This is a genomic window from Bacillus sp. YBsi01, assembly GCF_038406745.1.
Lineage (GTDB): Bacteria > Bacillota > Bacilli > Bacillales > Bacillaceae > Bacillus > Bacillus siamensis.
This window is the reverse complement of sequence record NZ_CP151679.1, coordinates 2,448,689-2,471,727: the sequence shown is the minus strand read 5'-3', so window position 1 is coordinate 2,471,727 and position 23,039 is coordinate 2,448,689. Positions and strand designations below refer to the sequence as shown.

Below are 23,039 nucleotides of genomic sequence, written 5' to 3'. Positions count from 1 at the left end.
ATCATACATTTATGGAGCTGTGATATGATAAACAGTCGGAAACTCACTGTTGTCATAGAGCCGTCTACGACTAAACGCCGAAAAGGAGAGGGTACATATGGTCACAAGAATCACAGGCCTTAATTCCGGTCTTGATGTAGATTCTCTGGTGAAAAAAATGATGGATGCCGAAAAGCAGCCGCTTAATAAATTAAACCAGCAAAAGCAGACGCTTGAATGGAAGCGCGATGCTTATCGGGAAATGAATACCCAGATTGCCGACATGTATTCCACTACATTTAATAATATGCTGATGTCCACAAACTGGAATAAAAAAACAGTAACAAGTTCGGATTCCAGTGTCAGCGCGGCGGCTGTCAGTGCTGAACAGAATATTTCAACGAGCATGTCTGTACAGCAGCTGGCTACGCCGACGACTTATAAATCCTCAGGGGCCATCAATTTCACTTCGGGTCAAAGCCAAACATTGAAATTCAATGTCACAAATCCGGGCGAAACGAAGCCGACTGAGGTAAACGTCACGATCGCCGCAACCGATACGATTGATGATGTGGTCACCAAACTGAACAGCTCAGGCCTCGGGGTGACGGCTTTAAAAGAGAAAATCTCCAACGGCACGGATTATGTGGATACGATCGCGTTTACTTCCAATAAAACGGGAGAAGGGTTTGCCCTTGCCGCAGGTGATGACGCAACTAAAAGCTTCCTGAAAGATCAGCTCGGTTTTGCCGTTGATGATACAACGAATGAACTGACGGCCAATGCCGAAGGGAAAAACGCGAAGTTTACGTTCAACGGGCTTGAAATGACAAAAACGTCAAATAACTTTACGATCAACGGCATCAAATACACGCTGAACAGCGTGACGGACAGCAATAAAACGGTTACGATTAACAGCACGACTGATACGGACGGCATTTTTAACAACATTAAAGATTTCGTTGATAAATACAATACGTTAATTAAAAGCGCAAACGAAAAGGTGACAGAATCAAAATACCGCGATTATACGCCGTTAACCGATGAACAAAGAGAAGCGATGACCGATAAGCAGGTTGAGCAGTGGGAGGCAAAAGCCAAAAGCGGTTTATTGCGGAGCGACAGCACGCTGCAGAACGGTTTGGCGGAGATGCGGCTTGATCTGTACTCAACGGTTACGATTGACGGAAAAAAATATCAGCTTGCCGATTTCGGAATTGAGACGTCTGATAGTTATACGGATCAAGGAAAGCTTGTCATTAAAGACGAAGCGAAACTGAAACAGAAAATTACCGAGAATCCTGCTCTCGTGGCTAAACTGTTTAATGCAGACAGCCCTGATACAGCGAAAACCAAAAACCCGGAGGAACAGGGGATTGCCCGGAGATTAAAAGACACATTAAATAAAATGCAGATTCAAATTTCAAAACAGGCGGGTACGGAAAGCTCGGTATCAACCAGCTTTGCCATCGGAAAAAGCCTGGATGAAATAGAAACAAATATTTCCAATATGAAAACGAAGCTGGATGACATCGAGACGAGATATTATAAAAAGTTCAGCGCACTGGATACGGCATTGGAGAAATTGAACAGCCAATCTTCATATCTCACGTCAATGTTAGGATCTTCAACATCATAACCTTGGAGGTTTTATAAAAATGGCAATAAATAATCCTTTTGCTGCTTATCAGCAGACATCCGTCTTTACAGCCGCTCCGGAAGAGCTGACCCTTATGCTTTATAACGGCTGCCTGCGATTCATTAAGCTGGCAAGGCAGGCGATGAAGCAAAACAACCATGAAGCCAAAAATGAAAATATCGTAAAGGCGCAAAACATCATTCAAGAGCTCAGCATCACGTTAAACCGGGAGATTGAGATTTCTGAACAAATGTCATCAATCTATGATTACATACGCCGCCGCCTGATTGAAGCGAACGTGCAGAATAATGAAGGATTTTTAGATGAAGCGGAAAAGCTTGTTACTGAATTCCGCGATACGTGGAAACAGGCCATGCAGAGCGAACGGAAAAACAGCCACGGCGCGGGCGGCCTTGCCTGATGAACAGCAATGTCCTTTCTTTGTATAACGAAACGAAGAACATGCACGCCGCACTGAAGGATGCCCCGGAAAGCGACGGCCTCATCAGCAGCTTTACGGCATTTACGGAGAAAAGGGAGGAGATGCTTGCGGGCATAAGGCCGCCTTTTTCCGAAGAAGAAAAAACGCTGCTTCAGCAGGTGGCCGCGATGGACCGCTTGATTACCGGGGAAGTGAAACGGATCCAGGACGGCATCCGAAATGAAATAAAAACACTCAAGAAAAAACGGGTGTACCATAATACGTATTTTAATCCGTATCATCAAACGACAAGTGACGGCCGTTATTACGACAAACGCAAATAGGTGAGTGTTTTGAGAAGTTTGAACGATTACCATTTGGTGTCAGCATACTACCAGCTTCTTTTTACCATTGATGAGGGGCTTTGCTACCTATTGGATACGCAGGATGATTTTTTCAAGACGGAGGGCGAACGGATTTACAACGATTTGATTCAGGCTTTTTTTCATCTCGATTCCTCTCATGCGCTTCTCTTGTCTATCGTTGAGTGCCGATGCGTGGAGACGGCGATTCGGTCATTTGACGAGATTTTTCAGGATTTCAGCATGTTAAATGATTATGATTTCCCGTCCGCTCCATTTCAGGAGTTTTTAAAAACCATCTTTCTGCCGCATTATAAGGTGTGGATGGAGCAGACGCACGACTGCATCAAACCGTATGTTCTTCACTAGACCTGCTGCAAGCGGCAGGTCTTTTGCCTGCGTCTTCTGCATATACTGATAATCCTGCCGGAAGCAGCGGATATAAGCCGACACCATTCGTCATCGTTCACCGAATTTACACATTATTTTAACGTTTCAGCAGGGATCAGAAGGGGAAAAAGAGAAATAGTTACATATCCTTAGATAAAGGGAGGCGTTCTTTGATGAACTACAATATCAGAGGAGAAAACATTGAGGTTACACCTGCGTTAAAGGATCATGTGGAAAGAAAAATCGGCAAGCTGGAACGATATTTCGAGCAGAGCGTCAATGCCGATGTGAACGTCAACTTAAAATTCTATAATGATAAGGAATCCAAAGTTGAAGTCACCATTCCGATGACTGATCTGGCGCTTCGATCCGAAGTGCATAACGAGGATATGTACAATGCAATTGATCTCGCAACAAACAAGCTGGAACGTCAAATCCGAAAGCATAAAACAAAAGTCAACCGAAAATTCCGCGAGCAGGGTCTTCCGAAACATTACTTCGAGAACGGAAGCGCAGCTGATACAAACGTAGCGGTTCAGGACGAAATTGAAGATGACAGCCCGGAAATTGTCCGTCAGAAACGTTTTAATTTAAAACCGATGGATAATGAAGAAGCGATTCTCCAAATGAATATGCTCGGACATAATTTCTTCGTATTCACCAACGCGGAAACGAATCTCACAAATGTCGTTTACCGCCGAAATGACGGCAAATACGGATTAATTGAACCGACTGAATAAACCATCCAGCCTTCCGTGAACGCGCGGAAGGTTTTTCTCTATACTTTATCTGCAAATTCTTTGGAAATAACCAAAGGTATGTTATGATAATGAGAGGTATACATGGACAGAAAATTATCATTTATTCCATGCGAAATCTGCATGTGAACATAGAGGAGCGTTATAGATGCTTGGGATTTTAAATAAAATGTTTGATCCGACCAAACGTGCGCTGAACAAATACGAAAAAATAGCGAATGACATTGATGCTGTAAAAGGAGATTATGAAAATCTCTCTGACGATGCGCTTAAACAAAAAACGGCAGAATTTAAAGAGCGGCTTGAAAAAGGAGAAACGACGGATGACCTTCTTGTCGAAGCGTTTGCCGTCGTTCGTGAAGCTTCACGCCGCGTAACCGGCATGTTCCCGTTTAAAGTGCAGCTGATGGGGGGCCTTGCCCTTCATGAGGGGAATATCGCAGAAATGAAAACAGGGGAAGGGAAAACGCTGACGTCCACCCTTCCGGTATATTTAAACGCGTTGACGGGAAAAGGCGTTCACGTCGTGACGGTCAACGAATATCTGGCAAGCCGTGATGCTCAGCAAATGGGAGAAATTTTCGAGTTTCTCGGGCTTACAGTCGGCCTGAACCTGAATTCGTTGTCAAAAGACGAAAAACGCGAAGCTTACGCGGCCGATATCACATATTCAACGAATAATGAACTCGGCTTTGATTATTTGCGTGACAACATGGTGCTTTATAAAGAACAAATGGTGCAGCGCCCGCTTCATTTTGCCGTTATTGATGAAGTCGATTCCATTTTAGTCGATGAAGCGAGAACGCCATTGATTATTTCCGGACAAGCTCAGAAGTCCACAAAACTGTACGTGCAGGCAAATGCGTTTGTCCGCACACTCAAGCAAGATCAGGATTATACGTATGACGTCAAAACTAAGGGCGTTCAGCTGACGGAAGAAGGAATGACGAAGGCTGAAAAAACGTTCGGCATCGACAACCTGTTTGATGTCAAAAACGTGGCGTTGAACCACCATATCAATCAGGCTTTAAAAGCCCATGCGGCGATGCAGAAAGACGTGGATTATGTTGTTGAGGACGGCCAGGTCGTCATCGTCGATTCCTTCACCGGCCGTCTGATGAAAGGACGCCGCTACAGCGAAGGCCTTCACCAGGCGATTGAAGCGAAAGAAGGCCTGGAGATTCAAAATGAAAGCATGACTCTGGCGACGATTACGTTCCAAAACTATTTCCGTATGTACGAAAAGCTTGCCGGCATGACCGGTACCGCAAAAACGGAAGAGGAAGAATTCCGCAATATTTATAACATGCAGGTTGTGTCCATTCCGACCAACCAGCCGGTCATCCGTGAAGACCGTCCGGATTTGATCTACCGCTCAATGGAAGGGAAATTCAAGGCGGTGGCGGAGGATGTCGCCCAGCGCTACATGACCGGACAGCCCGTTCTTGTCGGTACGGTTGCCGTTGAAACATCTGAATTGATTTCTAAACTTCTGAAGAATAAAGGAATTCCGCATCAGGTGCTGAACGCGAAAAACCATGAGCGTGAAGCTCAGATCATTGAAGAAGCGGGACAAAAAGGCGCTGTCACAATTGCGACCAACATGGCAGGACGCGGAACCGACATTAAACTCGGTGAAGGCGTAAAAGAGCTTGGCGGCCTTGCAGTCGTCGGTACGGAACGCCACGAATCCCGCCGGATTGACAACCAGCTCCGCGGACGTTCAGGGCGTCAGGGAGACCCGGGTATCACACAATTTTATCTTTCAATGGAAGATGAATTGATGCGCCGTTTCGGAGCTGAACGGACGATGGCGATGCTTGACCGGTTCGGTATGGATGACTCCACGCCGATTCAGAGCAAAATGGTGTCACGCGCCGTGGAATCGTCTCAAAAACGTGTCGAAGGAAACAACTTCGATTCACGTAAACAGCTTCTCCAATATGACGACGTGCTCCGTCAGCAGCGCGAAGTCATTTACAAGCAGCGTTTTGAAGTCATTGACTCTGAAAACCTGCGTGACATTGTGGAAGGCATGATCAAGTCTTCACTGGAGCGTGCAATTGCCGCTTATACGCCGAAAGAGGAGCTTCCGGAAGAATGGAATCTTGACGGCCTCGTGGAGCTTGTGAATACAACGTATCTTGATGAAGGCGCGCTTGAAAAGAGCGATATCTTCGGAAAAGAACCGGATGAAATGCATGAGATGATCATGGATCGTATCATGACAAAATATAATGAAAAAGAAGAGAATTTCGGCACCGAGCAGATGCGTGAATTCGAAAAAGTCATCGTATTGCGTGCCGTCGATTCAAAATGGATGGATCATATTGATGCGATGGATCAGCTGCGTCAAGGGATTCACCTTCGCGCCTATGCGCAGACAAATCCGCTGCGTGAATACCAAATGGAAGGTTTCGCTATGTTTGAGCACATGATTGAGTCCATTGAGGACGAGGTGGCGAAATTCGTCATGAAGGCCGAGATTGAAAGCAATCTGGAACGCGAAGAAGTTGTTCAGGGCCAAACGACTGCTCACCAGCCGCAGGACGGCGATGAGGCCAAACAAGCGAAAAAAGCGCCGGTGCGCAAAGTCGTAGATATCGGACGCAACGCGCCTTGCCATTGCGGAAGCGGAAAAAAATATAAAAATTGCTGCGGCCGGACAGAATAGTCACGACTGTATGCATCGAACATGACCGGGTCTGCGTCTTATGGCGCCCCGGATCTTTTAATGAGGTGAATGGAATGGAATTATCAGAAATCAGGGCAGAGCTCGAAAATATGGCTTCTCGTTTAGCGGACTTCAGGGGGTCTCTTTGACCTCGAATCAAAGGAAGCCCGCATTGCAGAATTAGATGAAAAGATGGCGGAACCGGAATTCTGGAATGACCAGCAGAAGGCCCAAACCGTCATCAACGAAGCGAACGGTCTGAAAGACTACGTGAACTCCTACCATCAGCTGAGCGAGTCTCATGAAGAGCTCCAAATGACACATGATCTTTTAAAAGAAGAACCTGATACGGATCTTCAGCAGGAGCTTGAGAAAGAGCTGAAGTCATTAACGAAGGAATTGAATGAATTTGAGCTTCAGCTGCTGCTCAGTGAACCATATGACAAAAATAACGCGATTTTAGAACTTCACCCGGGTGCCGGCGGTACAGAATCCCAAGACTGGGGTTCCATGCTGCTCAGAATGTATACCCGCTGGGCGGAAAGACGCGGATTCAAAGTTGAAACGCTTGATTATCTGCCAGGTGATGAAGCCGGAATTAAGTCGGTCACACTGCTCATTAAAGGCCACAATGCATACGGCTATTTAAAAGCGGAAAAAGGCGTACACCGTCTCGTGCGGATTTCTCCATTTGATTCATCAGGCCGCCGCCACACGTCATTCGTGTCATGTGAAGTCATGCCTGAATTCAATGAAGAAATCGACATTGATATTCGTACCGAAGATATTAAAGTTGATACGTACCGGGCGAGCGGTGCCGGCGGACAGCACGTCAACACGACTGATTCAGCCGTTCGGATCACCCACCTGCCGACAAATGTAGTCGTCACGTGCCAGACGGAACGTTCACAAATCAAAAACCGCGACAGAGCGATGAAAATGCTCAAAGCGAAGCTGTATCAGCGCAGAATTGAAGAACAGCAGGCGGAGCTTGACGAAATCCGCGGCGAACAGAAAGAAATCGGCTGGGGCAGCCAAATCCGCTCTTACGTATTCCATCCGTACTCCATGGTGAAAGACCACCGGACCAATACGGAAATGGGGAACGTACAGGCGGTTATGGACGGAGATATTGATATCTTCATTGATGCCTACTTACGCTCTAAACTGTCTTAATCCGGGAACACACCTGCCTTTGGCATGGTGTGTTTTTTTATCCGTTCTCTTTTTCCATTTTTCACAATAGCGCTTTAGCAAATTAATACGGTATTTGGCTGTTATTTACTTCTAAGCCGGGAAGACTTAAAATGCTATCGAGAGAAAATCGGAGAACGGAGGATTTTGCATGGATGTGAATCACAATAAGCCGCTCCGGCTGATCAAAGATTACATATATATCATGATCGGCGCGGCGATTACAGGGGTCGTGTTTAACGTATTTTTGCTGCCGAACCGTATAGCGGCGGGCGGAGTAAGCGGAATCAGCACCATTTTGGAGACGTTTGGTTTTGAGCCGGCTTACGTGCAGTGGATCATTAACATCCCCTTGTTTATCGCCGGAGTGATCATTCTCGGCGGGAAATTCGGAATGAAGACACTTGTCGGTTCCATCGTTCTGCCGCTTGCCGTCTTTTTAACAAGAGACCTGCCTGCCGCGACGACCCATGAACTGCTGGCGGCGATTTTCGGAGGCGTCGGGATCGGCGCTGGGATCGGCATCGTGTATCTCGGCAAAGGCTCCACGGGGGGAACGGCACTGGCGGCGCAGATCCTTCACAAATACACGGGGCTTTCACTGGGAACGTGCCTTGCCATCATGGACGGATTAATTGTGCTGAGCGCGATGCTCGTTTTCGGAGTGGAACAGGGACTGTATGCGATGCTTGGGGTATTTATGTCAAGCAAAACGATTGATGTCGTGCAGGTCGGGTTCAACCGCTCCAAAATGGCTTTAATTATAACGCAGCATGAAGAAGCCGTCAGGTCGGCTGTGTTTACGGAAATTGACAGGGGTGTGACGAAGATTTCGGCAGTCGGCGGGTATACGGAACATGACCGGCCGATCTTAATGTGTGTCGTCGGCCAGACTGAATTCACAAAACTGAAACAAATCGTCAAACAAATTGATGAGTCAGCCTTTGTCATTGTCGCAGACGCAAGCGAGGTGCTCGGCGAGGGTTTCAAACGCGCGTAAACGGGGTTATAATAGCGAAGGGGTGCATCTTACATATGAAATCAAAATGGGCGCTATTGGCGCTGGTTCTGACCATGTCCGTCCTGCTGGCGGCATGCGGCGGTTCCAATGAATCGAAAAAAGAAAGCTCTGACAGCTCAGGCGGATCGAAAGCATCTGCGTCAGCGGGCGAAGAGCTTTATCAGCAAAGCTGTATCGGCTGTCACGGTAAAGACTTAGAAGGCGGCGGAGGTCCGAATTTACAGGAAGTCGGCGGGAAGTATGATGAAGCTAAAATTGAAAGCATCATTAAAAACGGACGCGGCAATATGCCGAGCCATCTTGTAAATGATGAGGAAGCCGCGAAGATCGCAAAATGGCTGTCACAGAAAAAATAACAGAAAAACCTTGCCTGTTATAGGGGCAAGGTTTTTTCACGGCCTGGGAATGAAAAGAAACTGTAATAGTAATATGTCTAAATTTGACGTATAATGAAGTGTACTGAGGAAAAGGAACTTTCAGATTTTTCATCTGTTTCCTGGTAGATCGGCCATAAACCGCAGTATTTTTGCGAACTCTATGGCTGCAAGACATAAATAAAAGATTAGGTGATTTCATGATAGAGATGAAAGAAGTATATAAATCCTATCCGAACGGTGTAAAAGCGATTAACGGGCTGTCAGTCATGATTCATCCCGGAGAATTTGTATATGTCGTAGGACCGAGCGGAGCCGGTAAATCTACTTTTATTAAAATGATTTACAGAGAAGAAAAACCGACAAAAGGGCAAATATTGATTAATCATAAAGATCTCGCGGCTGTGAAAGAAAAAGAGATTCCTTTCGTGCGGCGTAAAATAGGTGTTGTTTTCCAGGATTTTAAACTTCTTCCGAAATTGACGGTATTTGAAAACGTAGCGTTTGCGCTTGAGGTTATCGGAGAGCAGCAGTCAGTCATTAAAAAACGCGTGCTCGAAGTGCTCGATCTTGTGCAGCTGAAGCATAAAGCGCGGCAGTTTCCCGACCAGCTTTCCGGAGGAGAACAGCAGCGTGTTTCCATCGCAAGATCCATCGTCAACAATCCTGACGTCGTTATAGCTGACGAACCGACGGGCAACCTTGATCCGGTAACATCATGGGAAGTCATGAAGACGCTGGAAGAGATTAACAACCGCGGAACGACTGTCGTGATGGCGACACACAATAAAGAAATAGTAAACACCATGAAGAAACGGGTCATCGCGATCGAAGACGGAATTATTGTGCGTGATGAGTCAAGAGGGGAGTATGGTTCTTATGATTAAAATTCTCGGGCGCCATTTGCGTGAGAGTTTTAAATCTCTCGGAAGAAACACATGGATGACATTTGCATCCATCAGCGCTGTTACCGTTACATTGATTTTGGTCGGCGTGTTTTTAGTCATTATGCTGAATTTAAACAATATGGCTAAAAATGCTGAAAAAGAAGTGGAAATTAAAGTATTAATCGATCTGACGTCAAATAAGAAAACGCAGGATACGCTGCAGAATGAGATTAAAGACATCTCGGGAATCCAAAGCGTAGAATTTTCATCTAAAGATAAAGAGCTTGATCAATTGGTCAAAAGCTTCGGCGACAGCGGAAAGGCCATGAAAATGCAAGATCAGGAAAACCCGCTGAACAACGCGTTTATTGTCAAAACGACAGATCCGCATGATACGCCGAAAGTCGCGAAAAAAATTGAGAAGCTGGATCATGTGTATAAAGTGACATACGGGAAAGAAGAAGTCAGCCGTCTGTTCAAGATCGTCGGAGTGTCACGCAACATCGGGATCGCGTTAATCATCGGCCTTCTGTTCACGGCAATGTTCTTAATTTCAAATACAATTAAAATCACGATTTTCGCCAGGAGAAAAGAGATTGAAATCATGAAGCTTGTCGGCGCGACAAACTGGTTTATCCGCTGGCCGTTTTTCCTTGAAGGGCTGCTGCTTGGGGTATTTGGTTCTGTCATACCGATCGCTCTCGTGCTGAGCACGTACCAGTCAATGGTCGCTTGGGTGGCTCCGAAAGTTCAGGGCTCATTTGTTTCACTCCTGCCGTACAGTCCGTTTGTGTTCCAAGTATCACTTGTGCTCATTCTGATCGGCGCGGTTATCGGAGTATGGGGAAGCCTGACTTCCATCCGGAAATTCCTTCGTGTATAAATGCAAAAGCCAGTCTTTGTCAGACTGGCTTTTTTGATGGTTCTGTTATTGAATGACGGGCAGGGCCGGTGATCCCGGCTTTAATGTAAAGTCATAAGACGATTCGTCACGGTACATCGGATCGGCATATATGGAATTCGAATCATTTGCCGATCCTTTTTTGTAATCTGCGAATGAATCATATTCTTTGTTCTTCCAATTCCAAATGCCGTCTTTTCCCGCTTCTTTGTGATAGACATTATGATTAACGGTATTGCCTTCGTTTTTCGTATAATCATTTGCGATAAAAATCCGTGAACCGCTTGCCGTCAAGATGTTCTTTTCGATGGTGTTTCCTTTTGTATCGTACTGGAGCAGCAGCTGGCCGCCGTCAAGGTCCTTCGTGTCATTTCGGTACATAATATTGTGAGCGATCACGGAATTGATTGTGCCGCCTCGTTTTGTGTCATATCCCCCGATTGAAATACCCGTGTAAGCATTGTTGTACACTTTGTTATCCGTAATCCGTATATCTTGTGCGTACTTCCCTTTATGCTCGGAAGTGGCTTCAATGCCGAGGTCATTGTTGTAAACGGTGTTTTTCTTAATGTCCACATGTTCTGCGCCGTCAACGTATATACCGCCGGCAGAGTATTCATTGCCGTAGGCGGGGTTTCCGTAAGAAGAGTTATGGCTCACCGTATTGTTTTCAATGACGCCGTTTCGCGCATAGTCGTTTTGCTTGGAAGTTCCTTCGTAGCCGATCACGTCAATCCCGATATTGTTGTTGTTCCGGATGGTATTGCCGGCGATCTTAAAACCGTCAACATTCCCGTTCAGCACGACCGCTTCGCTTGCGCCGAGCGTCAATTTTTCAACCGTGTTATTTGTGATGCTGACATCCTTCATGGCGCCCGAGCCGTAAAACGCGATGCCGTGTGCATTTCCCTCATCAGCCGTTGTTTTAATGTTCCGGATATGGTTGCCGTCAATGGCGATATGACTGCTTGATCCGGTGACATAGATGCCCATGGCTGTCGCATCTTCTGATGAGACGGATAGGTTTTCAAGCGTAATGCCGTGAATGGTAATGTACTGTTTATTGCGGATTTGAATTAACGGTGTTTCAGAATCGCTTTTAGATGCAGATTTGCCGCTGATGGTGACATGCTCATTCTGATAGTTCTGAAATGTAATCGGCTTTTTCGCCGTCCCGCTGTGCTTTACTTCAAATGTTTCGTCGTACGTTCCTTCCCGAATCAATACTGTTGTTCCGGCCTCCGCCTTTTCCGCCGCATGCTTCAATGTGCGGAACGGCTTTTCTTTCGTTCCGTCATTTTGATCGTTTCCCGCGGGAGAAACATAAAGAGCGTCAGCCTGTGATTTTTCATTGGCCTCTGTTTTTTGCCAGACAAAGGCGGTAATGCCTGCGGCCAGCACCGCCGCGGATAAAATCGATAATTTTATTTTCATATCGCATTCTCCTGTATATTTAATGAATTGCATACAAATTATTATACGTTACCCATTTATATGAAACAATCTATCGGTTCCGTTTTTTTGTTGCCGTTACATGAATTCTTTTCAGTTTACACATACTATCTCCAGGTTTTCGTAAAAGGACTAAGAGGAGGTAAACGATGAAGCAGAAAATAATCGCAGCGATAGCGGCCGTCAGCATCTTGTGCGGCGGAGCCCATATTGCCGGGGCGGCACAGCCGAAATCATCAGAAGCAGAAAGAAGCCAGGCAATGGAAAAAATTGAAAAAGCATATGAGCTGATCTCGAACGAATATGTGGAAAATGTGGATAAAGAAAAGCTTCTTGAAGGAGCGATTCAGGGGATGCTGTCTACATTAAACGACCCTTATTCCGTTTATATGGACAAGCAGACCGCCAAGCAGTTTTCCGATTCTCTGGATTCATCTTTTGAAGGGATCGGCGCTGAAGTCGGTATGGAAGAGAATAAAATCATTATCGTATCACCGTTTAAGCAATCTCCGGCTGAAAAGGCAGGCCTCAAGCCGAATGATGAAATCATCAGTATAAACGGCGAGTCAATGAACGGGAAAGATTTAAATGAAGCCGTGCTGAAAATCAGAGGGAAAAAAGGATCGAAAGTTTCTATTAAAATACATCGTCCGGGCACTGAAAAACAGCTGTCATTCCGGATTAAAAGAGCGGAAATCCCGCTGGAAACCGTATTTGCTTCCCGCAAGGAATCAGGCGGGCATCATGTCGGCTACATCGCTATATCGACATTTTCCGAGCATACTGCTCAGGACTTCGCCGCGGCGCTGAAAAAGCTTGAGAAACAAGGGATTGACGGACTCGTTCTTGACGTAAGAGGAAATCCCGGCGGCTACCTTCAAAGCGTCGAACAGATTTTAAAGCATTTCGTCACAAAAGACATGCCGTATATCCAAATCGCGGAACGCAACGGAGATAAAAAACAATATTTCTCAACTTTAAAACATAAGAAGCCGTATCCCGTTAATGTCATTACGGATAAAGGAAGCGCTTCCGCTTCAGAAATTCTTGCGGGCGCGCTGAAAGAAGCGGGGCATTATGACGTTGTCGGTGATACCTCCTTCGGTAAAGGAACGGTACAGCAGGCCGTGCCGATGGGAGACGGCAGCAACATTAAATTGACGCTTTACAAATGGCTGACGCCGAAAGGCAATTGGATTCACAAAAAAGGCATTACTCCGACAATCACCGTAAGCCAGCCGGATTATTTTGCGGCGGGACCGCTTCAGCTGAAACAGCCGCTTCAGCCTGATATGAACAGCGCAGATGTCAAACACGCGCAAATCCTGCTGAAAGGTTTGGGTTTCGACCCGGGCAGGGCGGACGGCTATTTCAGCGGCACAATGAAAAAAGCCGTCATGGCGTTCCAAGGTCGGTACAAACTTGATAAAACAGCTGTCATTGACAAACAAACAGCGGAAAAAATGAATCAGCTGATGAATGAGAAGAAATCTGACGAAAAAAATGATATACAGCTGCAAATGGCGTTAAAATCATTATTTGTTAAATAAATGAAAAGGAGGCTTTTTTTAAGCCTCCTGTTTCTTTTATCATGTCTCATAAATGAACCAAAAGACATATAATTATGACGATTTTGACAAGATATTAAAAAAATTTTCACATTTAAACATTTATAAAGGACAAACATTACCCGATATTTATATGGAAGAGAGACTTTATGCCGAGTTAATATGTATTCAAAATGAAACTTTTGAAAGTTGCCTCAGTCAGTTTTAGTTCTTACAATAAAAGAAGGTTCTAATAGAGAACAGTTTTTTAGTTTGGCAGCTGCATTTCAGTATTGAAAGCAGAAGTGTTTGCGGCGCTTCAGCACGGCAGCTGTAATCACCCGTGCTTATCTGGATAAAAAAATGGGGGTTCACAATTGAAGAGGGCAAGTATTGTGCGTGAAAAAAAATATTATGAATTAGTGGAACAACTAAAAGACCGAACAAAAGACGTTACATTTTCATCAACAAAAGCACTAAGTCTTCTTATGCTGTTCAGCAGATACCTGGTCAATTACACAAATGTTGAATGTGTTCACGATATCAATGAGGAGTGTGCAAAGCATTATTTCACCTACTTAATGAAAAACCATAAGCGTTTAGGAATCAATCTGACGGATATTAAACGGTCCATGCTTTTGATCAGCGGTGTAATCGAGGTGGAAGTCGACCACTATCTGAAAGATTTCTCTCTATCAAATGTGACGTTGTGGATGACGGAAGAGAGATAGACGTTTGAGATATTCAAGCCAATGATTATTTGGTAGAATAGAATTAAAATGTTTGGCTTGAGGCGGTGAAAGCAATGTCTGTTCAATGGGGAATTGAACTTCTGAAAAGTATCGGTCTGTTTTTTTTGCACCCGATGTTTTGGTTTTTTATCATCATAAGTCTCGCATGCGGATATTTGCGGATTAAACGTGAACGCCATACGTTTCATACAAAAATCGCAGATATGTATGACGAGCTTATCTTTACATACATAAAAGGGCTTATACCGGGTATTCTTCTCTCCATATTATTTTTTGGACTGGGAATTTCGATTCCATTCGGTCTTCTCGGCATAATTGCGGCTGTGACGGCTTTGGCATCGCTGACGTTCCGTATGAACTGGCTGTCATCAGCTTATATTGTCAGCGCCGGCATGATGATTGCGTTTATCCTTCAGTATACCCACACAGTGCCGTTTGCGGATCGGTTTCCGCAGGCATTCGGCGTGAATTGGGCATCAGCGGCCGTGTTTATGGGCCTTTTGATCATCACGGAGGGAGCGGCTGCTTACCGTTCAGCGCACCTGAAAACATCTCCGGCGCTTGTCGTCAGCAGCAGAGGTCTGCCCATCGGCCGTCAATTGGCGAATCGCGCATGGCTGCTTCCGCTTTTCTTATTGGTGCCGGGCAGCGGGCTTGAGTCACACCTTTCTTGGTGGCCTGTCTTTACCGTGCCGGGCGGCTCTTTCCATCTGATCTGGATTCCTTATATCGCCGGCTTCGGACAGCGTGTGCAGGGATCCCTGCCAGAAGTCAGCATACGGATAACGGCGAAGCGTGTCATGATTCTCGGGATTATCGTCACCGCGTTCGGGGCAGCGGCCCTTTGGTGGAGTCCGCTTGCCGGTGCTGCCGCTTGTATTGCGGTGCTCGGACGCCTGTTCTTATCATTGAGACAGCGGCTGAACGATAACGCGGCTCCGTTTTATTTCTCTAAGCGGGATCAGGGCTTAATGGTGCTCGGCATCATTCCGAATACGCCCGCGGAAGATCTTGAGCTGAAGATCGGTGAGATTATAACGAAAGTAAACGGCATTCCCGTAAAGCATGTATCGGATTTTTACGAAGCACTTCAAAAAAACCGCGCATTTGTAAAAATGGAGATCATCGGCCTGAATGGTGAGATCCGGTTTGATCAGCGCGCGTCCTATGAAGGCGAACATCATGAATTAGGTATCTTATTCGTTCAGGATGAACATGAGCAAGAAGAAATGACAGCATTATAAAAAGCCCGGTGCCGCTAACAACACGGCGGCCGGGCTTTTTTTTACGGCCGGATTACGGCGCCAGCGGCCGAACTCAGTTACATTCCCCTTCTCTCTTTTAAATAAAAAGAATCTCATAGAGCAAACGGCATTGCGATACTCTATGCCGCGGGGAGTGCGGTGACACTTTCGAGAGAGAAAAATAAGAAGGAAAACTAGAAAAGGTTCCGGAAAGCGGGTGCTCACGGAACCTTTTTTGTTTACGCTGAATGGCTTTTTTTCGTATCAACGGTTTCGCCGGACTTAATTCCAAGCGATACGAACAAGCCGATCACAGATACGCCGATCAATATTATAAACAGAATGTGAAATCCGGAGATTAAACCGATCAGTGCTGAAGAAATAATGCTTCCGAAATAACGGAAGGTGGAAAAAATCCCGGATGCGATACCGGACATGCCCGGTTCTACCGTCGCAAGAGAAGACACCTGCATGCTCGTCAGCCCCGCACCGGACGCGATGCCCCCCACAATAAGCGATGCCATAAGGAACGGGACGGAATGGGAATAAACCAAAAGCAGAAATAAAAGATTGGCTCCGGCCATCAGCCCGAACGACAGAAAAATCATTCTTCGCGCGCCCCATTTGTGATGCAGCTGAGCTCCGCCCCAGTTGCTGGCGGACATAAAAATGGAAAAGACTGAAAGAGCCATACCGCTGTGCGATGTATTCATGCTGAAGTGGCCGGTCATAAAGAGCGGCATAATCAATAACACGGCATACATCATTAAATTGCTTAACAGAACGGACAGATTGGCGCTTGTAAAGGTTGTGTTTTTAAACAGGTCAAAATCAATAATCGGATGTTTCGTGCGCAGCTCCCGCCTGAAAAATAAGGGAACAAATAATAGAATGAGCAGCGCGTACACCCAATAGCCCAAAGAGCTTTCATTTTTCGTCAGAAGAATAATAGATACAATGCTCCCGGCAAGCAGAACGGATCCGATGATATCAAGCGGCGCGTCAGAGGTTTCTTCTTTATATTTAGGAAACATGATAAATGCCGTCCCGAGTGCGATCGCCAGAAACGGAATGTTGACCCAAAAGATCGAATGCCAGCTGAAACTCTCGATTAAAAGAGAGCCGATAAACGGTCCGAGAGCCGCGCCCAGCCCGGCACCGAGGCCGAAAAAACCAAATACTTTCGGAAGCCGTTTTTCGGACACGACATGGCGGATGATGGCGATGCTGTTTGGCGTAAGCAAAGCGCCGCCGGCAGCCTGAAGCGCCCGGAAGAAAATCAATAAAAAAAGACTTGGCGAGAGGGCGCACCCCAATGAAGCGATCAGAAAAAGGCCGACACCCCATAAATACATTTTTTTATTTCCGTACATATCACCGAGCTTGCCGGCAATGGGCTGTGTCACGGCCATCACAATTAAATACACCGTCACGACCCATGTGATGCTGGCAATTGATTCGCTGAATGAGCGGGAAATGGATGAAAGAGCGACTGCGATCATCGTAGAATTGATAGGAACGAGTATGGCTCCCAGCAAAAGCGAAACGATCAGCGCCCATTCTTTCTTTGAACTCATCCTTCATCCTCCTAGGAGCCGGACATTACCGGCTGATAATTCCTTTAATAAAAATCTCAGTGCTATGTTTCAGCATCGTTTCTTCAGAAAGAGTGATGACTCTTTTCCCCAGCTGCAGCCGGTGCATAAAATAACCGAAAATCATCGTCATAAAGACGTCTGCATTAGCTTCTTCGCTGCCGGGGCTTATCCTGTTTTTCTTTGTCAGTTCCTTAAAGTAAACGATTAAATCCTTTTTCACGGATTGCGGATATACGACAATATCCTGCAGGACGTCTTCGAATAATTCCGGTTCGCGCAGGCAGATGCGGAACACCTCTTTTTTTTGTTCCAATCGCTGCAAAAGGGTCGTGGCGAAATGAAGAAGATCCTCATACAGATTGCCTTCCGCCTTGGTGATTACGCTTTCCGGAACCGGTGCCTGCTGCTCAATCATGGCTTTCATTAGTCCTTGTTTGTTTTTAAAATTACGAAAAATCGTTGCTTCGCTTACATTCGCTCTTTCTGCGATTTCTTTTGTTGTCGCGGCGCGGTATCCTTTTTGAATGATAAGATTCATCGCAGCGTCAAGAATTCTCTTGTTCGTCGTTCTCAACATGTTTCACCTCGCGTAAATACTGGCAGGACAAGTATACACCCGCCCTGCCCGTCAATAAAGAGGGAAACCTAGCATGAAGCGCGTTTGACTATCGTAATCTGTCCGTTTGTGCCGTCTACCGAGACGATATCTCCGTCATTGAGCCTGTCAGTCGCGACACGTGTGCCGAGAACAGCGGGAAGCCCGTATTCTCTTGCGATGATCGCTGCATGTGACAGGATGCCGCCCGTATCCGTAACGACGGCCTTTGCATCCTGAAACAGACTGGTCCAAAGCGGTGTCGTCATTTTGCAGACGAGCACATCTCCTGATGAAAAACGGGAAAAATCACTGGCGTCACGAATGACTTTCACCGGGCCGCTTGCGATTCCGCTTGACGCTGCAAGTCCGTAAATATGATGTTCAGTGTTTTTTTCATCTTCTGTGATGGCGCCTGTAACCTGCTCAGCGGCTTTCAGCTGTTCGGGCGTCGGTGTGCCGAGATAAGCGGGCGCTTCAAGCAGCTGATATTGCTGGAAAAGCTGTTTCCGTTCAGCGGTTTTTTCCTTCATCGGAACAGGCGTCACCAGCGCTTTCTCGACTTCATCGCTATATAAGTACCACATATCCTCCCGGTCATCGATCACGCCTTGTTTTTGCAGCAGCTCGCCGATTTTCAAGAGACAAAGGCGCGCTTTGGCGTCCAGCATCGCATCGATATAAAAATGGTGATCATCTATGATGACAGATGCAGATAACGCCCACTGATAATAACGGTCAAACGTCTCCCGGAAGCCGTCATCTTCAATTCGATTCATGAAGGCGGCGTAAAGCTGTTTGCGTTTTTCTATCGTTTTATGAAACTCACTGTCAAAATCGTAGCCGTTCCGGACGTAGTTTTGAATGTTAGCCAAAGCGAAATAAGGATTTTCCGCCCACGTTTCTTCGATCAGATCATGGCTTTTTACTGATCTCCAGCCGTATTCTTGTAAGAATTCGCCAACTTGTTCGAGAAAGCGTTTTCCTTCGTCTGATTGCAGAAGCGTCTGATGAAGCTCGTCGGCCTGGGAAGCCGTAAAGACACGCAGCAGTTCAGGGTTGTCTTTTACTTGTCCGGAAAGCAGCCAGAGCTGTCTGTCGGTTTCCAGTGATTTATTCATGACGCCGGCCAGCATTTCATACAGAAGGGAGGCGTTGTCTTTTTCAATCTGTCCGTACATGGACTCCAGTGTCATATTTAACGCAATCTGCGGAAAGACAATGTTGAAATGTTCTTCATATCCTTTTAAATAGAATTCTTGCAGGTTTCGGAACGCCTCAAGGGCAGTCTCCGGTGTATGATTTTTATGCGCCAGTCCGTCCAGCTTTTGATAAAAAGGCAGAAAGGTTTCATGAATAATATCATACATGCGGTCAGCCAAAACGGGAAAAAGCGCTTCTAACTGTTCTGGGGGCAGGTTGTCGTCCGTCTTATGCTGTCTGGAAAAAACATGACCCTGGTGGAGCTTGACACGCTCAATCTCGATGCCCATCACAGGGAAGGCCTTCGTGCTCTCTTTGAGGCCGTATTCTAGAGCAGGCACAATGAGAGAGGCGAATAACGGGCTGATGGGGCCTTCTATATTGGACTCCATATTGAGCCAAAAATCTTTCTGGTCCCGAGGCGTCATGATAAATTCCCGTTCTTCGTCTGCCGCTTTCTGATCCTGCGCGATCGTTGTAATCGGTCTGGCCTGAAGCAGATACAGCTTATTTTCGGCAAATCCGAATTCAAGATCCACGGGATAACCGTACAGTTCTTCTGTCTTTATCGTCAGCATGGCAAGTTCTTTGATGCTCTCGTCGTCGAGGCAGAAGCGGTTTCTCATGTCAGCGGACGTTTCTTTTTCGGTCACGCCTTCCTTTTGAGAAACGATATACATTTCTTTTAAACCGATTTCTTTGTCAATCCGGAATGTGTCTTTATTGACGATAAATGTGTCGGGCGTCACGCTTCCGGAAACGATTGCTTCTCCGAGGCCGTAGCTCGCGCTGATCATCAGTTCCCCGTCATCATGTGTGACGGGGTTTCGGCTGAAAATGACCCCTGACACCTCAGAATTGATCAGCCCTTGGACGACAACACCCATTAACGGCTCTGCAGTGTCATTGTTCATTTTCTCTTTATAACCGCTGACCCGCGCCGAAAAGAAGGAAGCCCAGCATTCTTTCACTTTTCCAAGAAACTCTTCTTCTGTTTTGATATTTAAATAGGTTTCGTACTGGCCCGCGAAAGAAGCGCCTTCAAGATCTTCGGACGCAGACGAGGAACGTACGGCAACAGAGGCGTATGATTCTCTCAATTCATAAAAAGAGGCAATCAGCTCATCGCGGAGCTCTTTTGAAAACGTGCCGTTTATAATGGCGCGCTCCATCTCTTCCTCTTCTGCCTGAAGCCGGTTATCTTCCATAAAACGCGTCAGCGCATTTGTCTGAATGACAAAACCGTCGGGAACGGGCAGGCCGTTTTTCGTCAGTTTAATCAGGTTCATTCCTTTTGCGCCTGCTGAGCGGCTCGATTCTTCCGCTTTTTGAAATCGTACTGAATACATGCGGTATAACCCCCTTTTTCTTCATCCAAGAAAATGATAGTAAACACTATCATTACATTGTAAAGAGGAAGGAAGAAACTGTAAAAGACACAAAGACCTAATCCTTCTCCTCCTTTCGGCTGAAGAAAGGCAATTTGATTCATTTCATTAATGGTTCAATAGATTTACATTCACATTTTTTCTGACAAATGATTGAAGACTGCTGAAAAAGGGTATTGTGATAGCAGGGGAACGATTGTCCGATTCTTCATTTTTTACTATAATCAGATGAGATGAAGAATTCCCGAGGAGGGTTTTTGTGATTACAAAAGCCGTTTTTGCATTATGTTTCCCTTTTATGCTGGTCGTCCTTTTTACGCGGGTCACTTTTAACCATTATGTGGCGATCGCGCTCACAGCCGCACTGCTTTTCGCATCCTATTTAAAAGGTTACACCGAAACGTATTTCATCGTTGGATTGGATGTCGTATCATTGGTAGCCGGCGGGCTGTACATGGCCAAAAAAGAAGCAGACAAAAAGAAAGACAATGCCTGACATGGTGAATATGAAATGGAAGCCTGCTTTTACGCCATAAAAGCAGGTTTTTTATACAAAAATTGACTTGGTAAAAACAAACCATCGAACTTTAGTTCGTATTTTTAGTGATTTTGCCCGTCATTGTGTTACTATATCAATAGGAAGATTTCGTAAAGAAACGGAGGCTTTTTTGTGAAAGATCGTTTTGAGTTAGTCTCGAAATATCAGCCCCAGGGAGATCAGCCGCAAGCGATTGAGAAGCTTGTCAAAGGCATACAGGAAGGCAGAAAACATCAGACTCTCCTGGGTGCGACAGGGACGGGCAAAACCTTTACCGTGTCCAATCTGATTAAAGAAGTCAATAAACCGACATTGGTCATTGCCCATAACAAAACCCTTGCCGGACAGCTGTACAGCGAGTTTAAGGAGTTTTTTCCGAACAACGCTGTCGAATATTTTGTCAGCTACTACGATTACTATCAGCCGGAGGCGTATGTGCCTCAAACGGATACATTTATAGAGAAAGACGCAAGTATTAACGATGAAATTGATAAACTGCGGCACTCCGCGACATCCTCTCTGTTTGAACGGAGAGATGTCATTATCATTGCGAGTGTGTCATGCATATACGGTCTCGGTTCGCCTGAAGAATACCGGGAGATGGTCGTGTCGCTCAGACCGGAAATGGAGATTGAGCGGAACGAGCTGCTGAGAAAGCTTGTGGATATCCAGTATGCCCGCAATGATATCGACTTTAAGCGGGGGACGTTCCGCGTGCGCGGCGACGTTGTGGAAATTTTCCCGGCTTCCCGTGACGAACATTGTATCAGAGTGGAATTTTTCGGAGACGAGATAGAGCGGATCAGAGAAGTTGACGCTTTGACCGGAGAGATTCTCGGCGACCGCGATCATGTCGCGATTTTCCCGGCTTCCCACTTCGTCACCCGGGCGGAAAAGATGGAAAAAGCGATTCTGAACATTGAACAGGAGCTTGAGGAGCGCTTGAAAGTCATGCGCGAAAACGGCAAGCTCCTTGAAGCGCAGCGGCTTGAGCAGCGGACGAGATATGATCTTGAAATGATGCGGGAAATGGGTTTCTGTTCGGGCATTGAGAACTATTCAAGACACTTGACGCTCCGTCCTCCGGGCTCTACGCCGTATACGCTGCTTGATTATTTTCCGGACGATTTTATGATCGTCGTTGATGAATCACACGTGACGATTCCGCAGGTGCGCGGCATGTTCAACGGTGACCAGGCAAGAAAACAGGTGCTTGTCGATCATGGGTTCCGCCTGCCGTCAGCGCTTGACAACCGTCCGCTCCGATTCGAGGAATTTGAGAAACATATGCACAATATCGTGTACGTGTCGGCTACTCCGGGACCGTATGAGATTGAGCATACGCCGGAAATGATCGAACAGATCATCAGGCCGACGGGACTCCTCGACCCTCTCATTGACGTTCGGCCGATCGAAGGACAGATTGATGATCTGATCGGCGAGATTCAGGCGAGGATAGAACGGAATGAGCGCGTGCTTGTGACGACTTTAACGAAAAAAATGTCAGAGGATCTGACCGATTATCTGAAAGAAATCGGCATCAAGGTCAATTATCTGCATTCCGAGATTAAGACGCTTGAACGGATTGAGATTATCCGTGACCTCCGGCTCGGAAAATATGATGTGCTGGTCGGCATCAACCTGCTGAGAGAAGGTCTTGATATTCCGGAAGTGTCGCTTGTCGCCATTCTGGATGCGGATAAAGAAGGCTTCCTCCGTTCTGAGCGTTCGCTGATTCAGACGATCGGACGGGCAGCGAGAAACGCAGAAGGCCGGGTCATCATGTATGCCGATAAAATCACGAATTCGATGGAAATCGCGATGAATGAAACGAAGCGCCGCCGGGAACAGCAGGAGCATTTTAACGAAATCCACGGCATTACGCCGCAAACGATCAATAAGGAAATCCGCGATGTGATCCGCGCGACGCAGGCCGCTGAGGATAAAGAAGAATACAAAACAAAAGCCGCGCCTAAGCTGACGAAGCTGACGAAGAAAGAACGCCAGAAAGTCGTTGAGCAAATGGAGCATGAAATGAAAGAAGCGGCCAGAGCGCTTGATTTCGAGCGGGCGGCAGAGCTTCGTGACTTACTGTTAGAGCTAAAAGCGGAAGGATGATGAA

The 23,039-nt window shown here is 46.3% G+C and carries 20 protein-coding genes; 16 read left to right on the top strand and 4 right to left on the bottom strand.

Translation table 11 applies throughout. The annotated features are described in order from the left end of the window. Nucleotides 1–97: 97 nt before the first annotated feature. The 11 genes from AADZ70_RS12365 to ftsX all read left to right on the top strand — a co-directional run bounded on the left by AADZ70_RS12365 (nucleotide 98) and on the right by ftsX (nucleotide 10,582). On the top strand, nucleotides 98–1,618 hold the full coding sequence (locus AADZ70_RS12365) for a flagellar hook-associated protein 2 (protein ID WP_016937780.1): 1,521 nt from the start codon (nucleotides 98–100) through the stop codon (nucleotides 1,616–1,618). Nucleotides 1,619–1,637: 19 nt separating this feature from the next. Beyond that, nucleotides 1,638–2,039 carry a flagellar export chaperone FliS gene (gene fliS, locus AADZ70_RS12360; protein WP_016937781.1) on the top strand — a complete coding sequence of 134 codons (402 nt, stop codon included), beginning with the start codon at nucleotides 1,638–1,640 and terminating at the stop codon, nucleotides 2,037–2,039. Further along, the gene (gene fliT, locus AADZ70_RS12355; RefSeq protein ID WP_095241252.1) at nucleotides 2,039–2,383 is read left to right on the top strand and encodes a flagella biosynthesis regulatory protein FliT; all 345 of its coding nucleotides are present in this window, start codon (nucleotides 2,039–2,041) and stop codon (nucleotides 2,381–2,383) included. Before fliS ends, fliT begins: the two co-directional genes overlap by 1 nt. A gap of 9 nt (nucleotides 2,384–2,392) precedes the next feature. Further along, nucleotides 2,393–2,770, top strand: coding sequence for a hypothetical protein (locus tag AADZ70_RS12350; protein ID WP_029575299.1), 378 nt, complete (start codon nucleotides 2,393–2,395; stop codon nucleotides 2,768–2,770). Nucleotides 2,771–2,964: 194 nt separating this feature from the next. Beyond that, a complete protein-coding gene (gene raiA / locus AADZ70_RS12345) occupies nucleotides 2,965–3,531 on the top strand; it encodes a ribosome-associated translation inhibitor RaiA (protein WP_016937784.1) in 567 nt (188 codons plus the stop codon). Between the two features lie 166 nt (nucleotides 3,532–3,697). Next, the gene (gene secA, locus AADZ70_RS12340; protein WP_047475776.1) at nucleotides 3,698–6,223 is read left to right on the top strand and encodes a preprotein translocase subunit SecA; all 2,526 of its coding nucleotides are present in this window, start codon (nucleotides 3,698–3,700) and stop codon (nucleotides 6,221–6,223) included. Nucleotides 6,224–6,297: 74 nt separating this feature from the next. After that, nucleotides 6,298–7,399 (top strand): peptide chain release factor 2 gene (gene prfB / locus AADZ70_RS12335; protein ID WP_099744546.1). Its coding sequence is split into 2 segments (ribosomal slippage): nucleotides 6,298–6,369 and nucleotides 6,371–7,399, totalling 1,101 coding nucleotides; the frame shifts between segments, so codons are not numbered across the junction. A gap of 169 nt (nucleotides 7,400–7,568) precedes the next feature. Further along, nucleotides 7,569–8,417, top strand: a complete 849-nt coding sequence (locus AADZ70_RS12330) for a YitT family protein (protein ID WP_064778544.1) — start codon at nucleotides 7,569–7,571, stop codon at nucleotides 8,415–8,417. A gap of 35 nt (nucleotides 8,418–8,452) precedes the next feature. Next, nucleotides 8,453–8,794 carry a cytochrome c551 gene (gene cccB, locus AADZ70_RS12325; protein WP_003151417.1) on the top strand — a complete coding sequence of 114 codons (342 nt, stop codon included), beginning with the start codon at nucleotides 8,453–8,455 and terminating at the stop codon, nucleotides 8,792–8,794. Between the two features lie 218 nt (nucleotides 8,795–9,012). Next, nucleotides 9,013–9,699, top strand: a complete 687-nt coding sequence (gene ftsE, locus AADZ70_RS12320; RefSeq protein ID WP_003151418.1) for a cell division ATP-binding protein FtsE — start codon at nucleotides 9,013–9,015, stop codon at nucleotides 9,697–9,699. After that, the gene (gene ftsX / locus AADZ70_RS12315) at nucleotides 9,692–10,582 is read left to right on the top strand and encodes a permease-like cell division protein FtsX (RefSeq protein WP_013353766.1); all 891 of its coding nucleotides are present in this window, start codon (nucleotides 9,692–9,694) and stop codon (nucleotides 10,580–10,582) included. Before ftsE ends, ftsX begins: the two co-directional genes overlap by 8 nt. A gap of 45 nt (nucleotides 10,583–10,627) precedes the next feature. On the opposite strand, the gene AADZ70_RS12310 is transcribed toward ftsX, so the two are convergent. Then, the gene (locus tag AADZ70_RS12310; protein ID WP_342007112.1) at nucleotides 10,628–12,034 is read right to left on the bottom strand and encodes a right-handed parallel beta-helix repeat-containing protein; all 1,407 of its coding nucleotides are present in this window, start codon (nucleotides 12,032–12,034) and stop codon (nucleotides 10,628–10,630) included. Nucleotides 12,035–12,201: 167 nt separating this feature from the next. Here AADZ70_RS12310 and AADZ70_RS12305 point away from each other — a divergent pair, with 167 nt between their 5' ends. From AADZ70_RS12305 to AADZ70_RS12295, 3 genes are all read left to right on the top strand, one after another. After that, nucleotides 12,202–13,602 carry a S41 family peptidase gene (locus tag AADZ70_RS12305; RefSeq protein ID WP_342007111.1) on the top strand — a complete coding sequence of 467 codons (1,401 nt, stop codon included), beginning with the start codon at nucleotides 12,202–12,204 and terminating at the stop codon, nucleotides 13,600–13,602. A 374-nt stretch (nucleotides 13,603–13,976) separates the two neighbouring features. Next, nucleotides 13,977–14,330, top strand: coding sequence for a swarming motility protein SwrAA (swrA, locus tag AADZ70_RS12300; RefSeq protein ID WP_012118562.1), 354 nt, complete (start codon nucleotides 13,977–13,979; stop codon nucleotides 14,328–14,330). Between the two features lie 74 nt (nucleotides 14,331–14,404). After that, nucleotides 14,405–15,595: a S1C family serine protease gene (locus AADZ70_RS12295; RefSeq protein WP_045926623.1), complete on the top strand. Its 1,191-nt coding sequence runs from the start codon at nucleotides 14,405–14,407 to the stop codon at nucleotides 15,593–15,595. Between the two features lie 239 nt (nucleotides 15,596–15,834). Here the strand turns inward: AADZ70_RS12295 and AADZ70_RS12290 are convergent, their stop codons facing one another. The 3 genes from AADZ70_RS12290 to AADZ70_RS12280 all read right to left on the bottom strand — a co-directional run bounded on the left by AADZ70_RS12290 (nucleotide 15,835) and on the right by AADZ70_RS12280 (nucleotide 20,340). Beyond that, the gene (locus AADZ70_RS12290; RefSeq protein ID WP_016937793.1) at nucleotides 15,835–17,172 is read right to left on the bottom strand and encodes an MFS transporter; all 1,338 of its coding nucleotides are present in this window, start codon (nucleotides 17,170–17,172) and stop codon (nucleotides 15,835–15,837) included. Nucleotides 17,173–17,197: 25 nt separating this feature from the next. Beyond that, entirely contained in the window at nucleotides 17,198–17,767 is a 570-nt protein-coding gene (locus AADZ70_RS12285; RefSeq protein ID WP_016937794.1) for a TetR/AcrR family transcriptional regulator, read from the bottom strand. Nucleotides 17,768–17,838: 71 nt separating this feature from the next. Beyond that, on the bottom strand, nucleotides 17,839–20,340 hold the full coding sequence (locus tag AADZ70_RS12280; RefSeq protein ID WP_342007110.1) for a PEP/pyruvate-binding domain-containing protein: 2,502 nt from the start codon (nucleotides 20,338–20,340) through the stop codon (nucleotides 17,839–17,841). A 298-nt stretch (nucleotides 20,341–20,638) separates the two neighbouring features. On the opposite strand from AADZ70_RS12280, the gene AADZ70_RS12275 reads away from it, so the two are divergent. Together AADZ70_RS12275 and uvrB are read left to right on the top strand one after the other, a co-directional pair. Beyond that, nucleotides 20,639–20,875 carry a CsbA family protein gene (locus AADZ70_RS12275; RefSeq protein WP_003151438.1) on the top strand — a complete coding sequence of 79 codons (237 nt, stop codon included), beginning with the start codon at nucleotides 20,639–20,641 and terminating at the stop codon, nucleotides 20,873–20,875. A 174-nt stretch (nucleotides 20,876–21,049) separates the two neighbouring features. Then, on the top strand, nucleotides 21,050–23,035 hold the full coding sequence (uvrB, locus tag AADZ70_RS12270) for an excinuclease ABC subunit UvrB (RefSeq protein WP_049627486.1): 1,986 nt from the start codon (nucleotides 21,050–21,052) through the stop codon (nucleotides 23,033–23,035). Nucleotides 23,036–23,039: the final 4 nt, after the last annotated feature.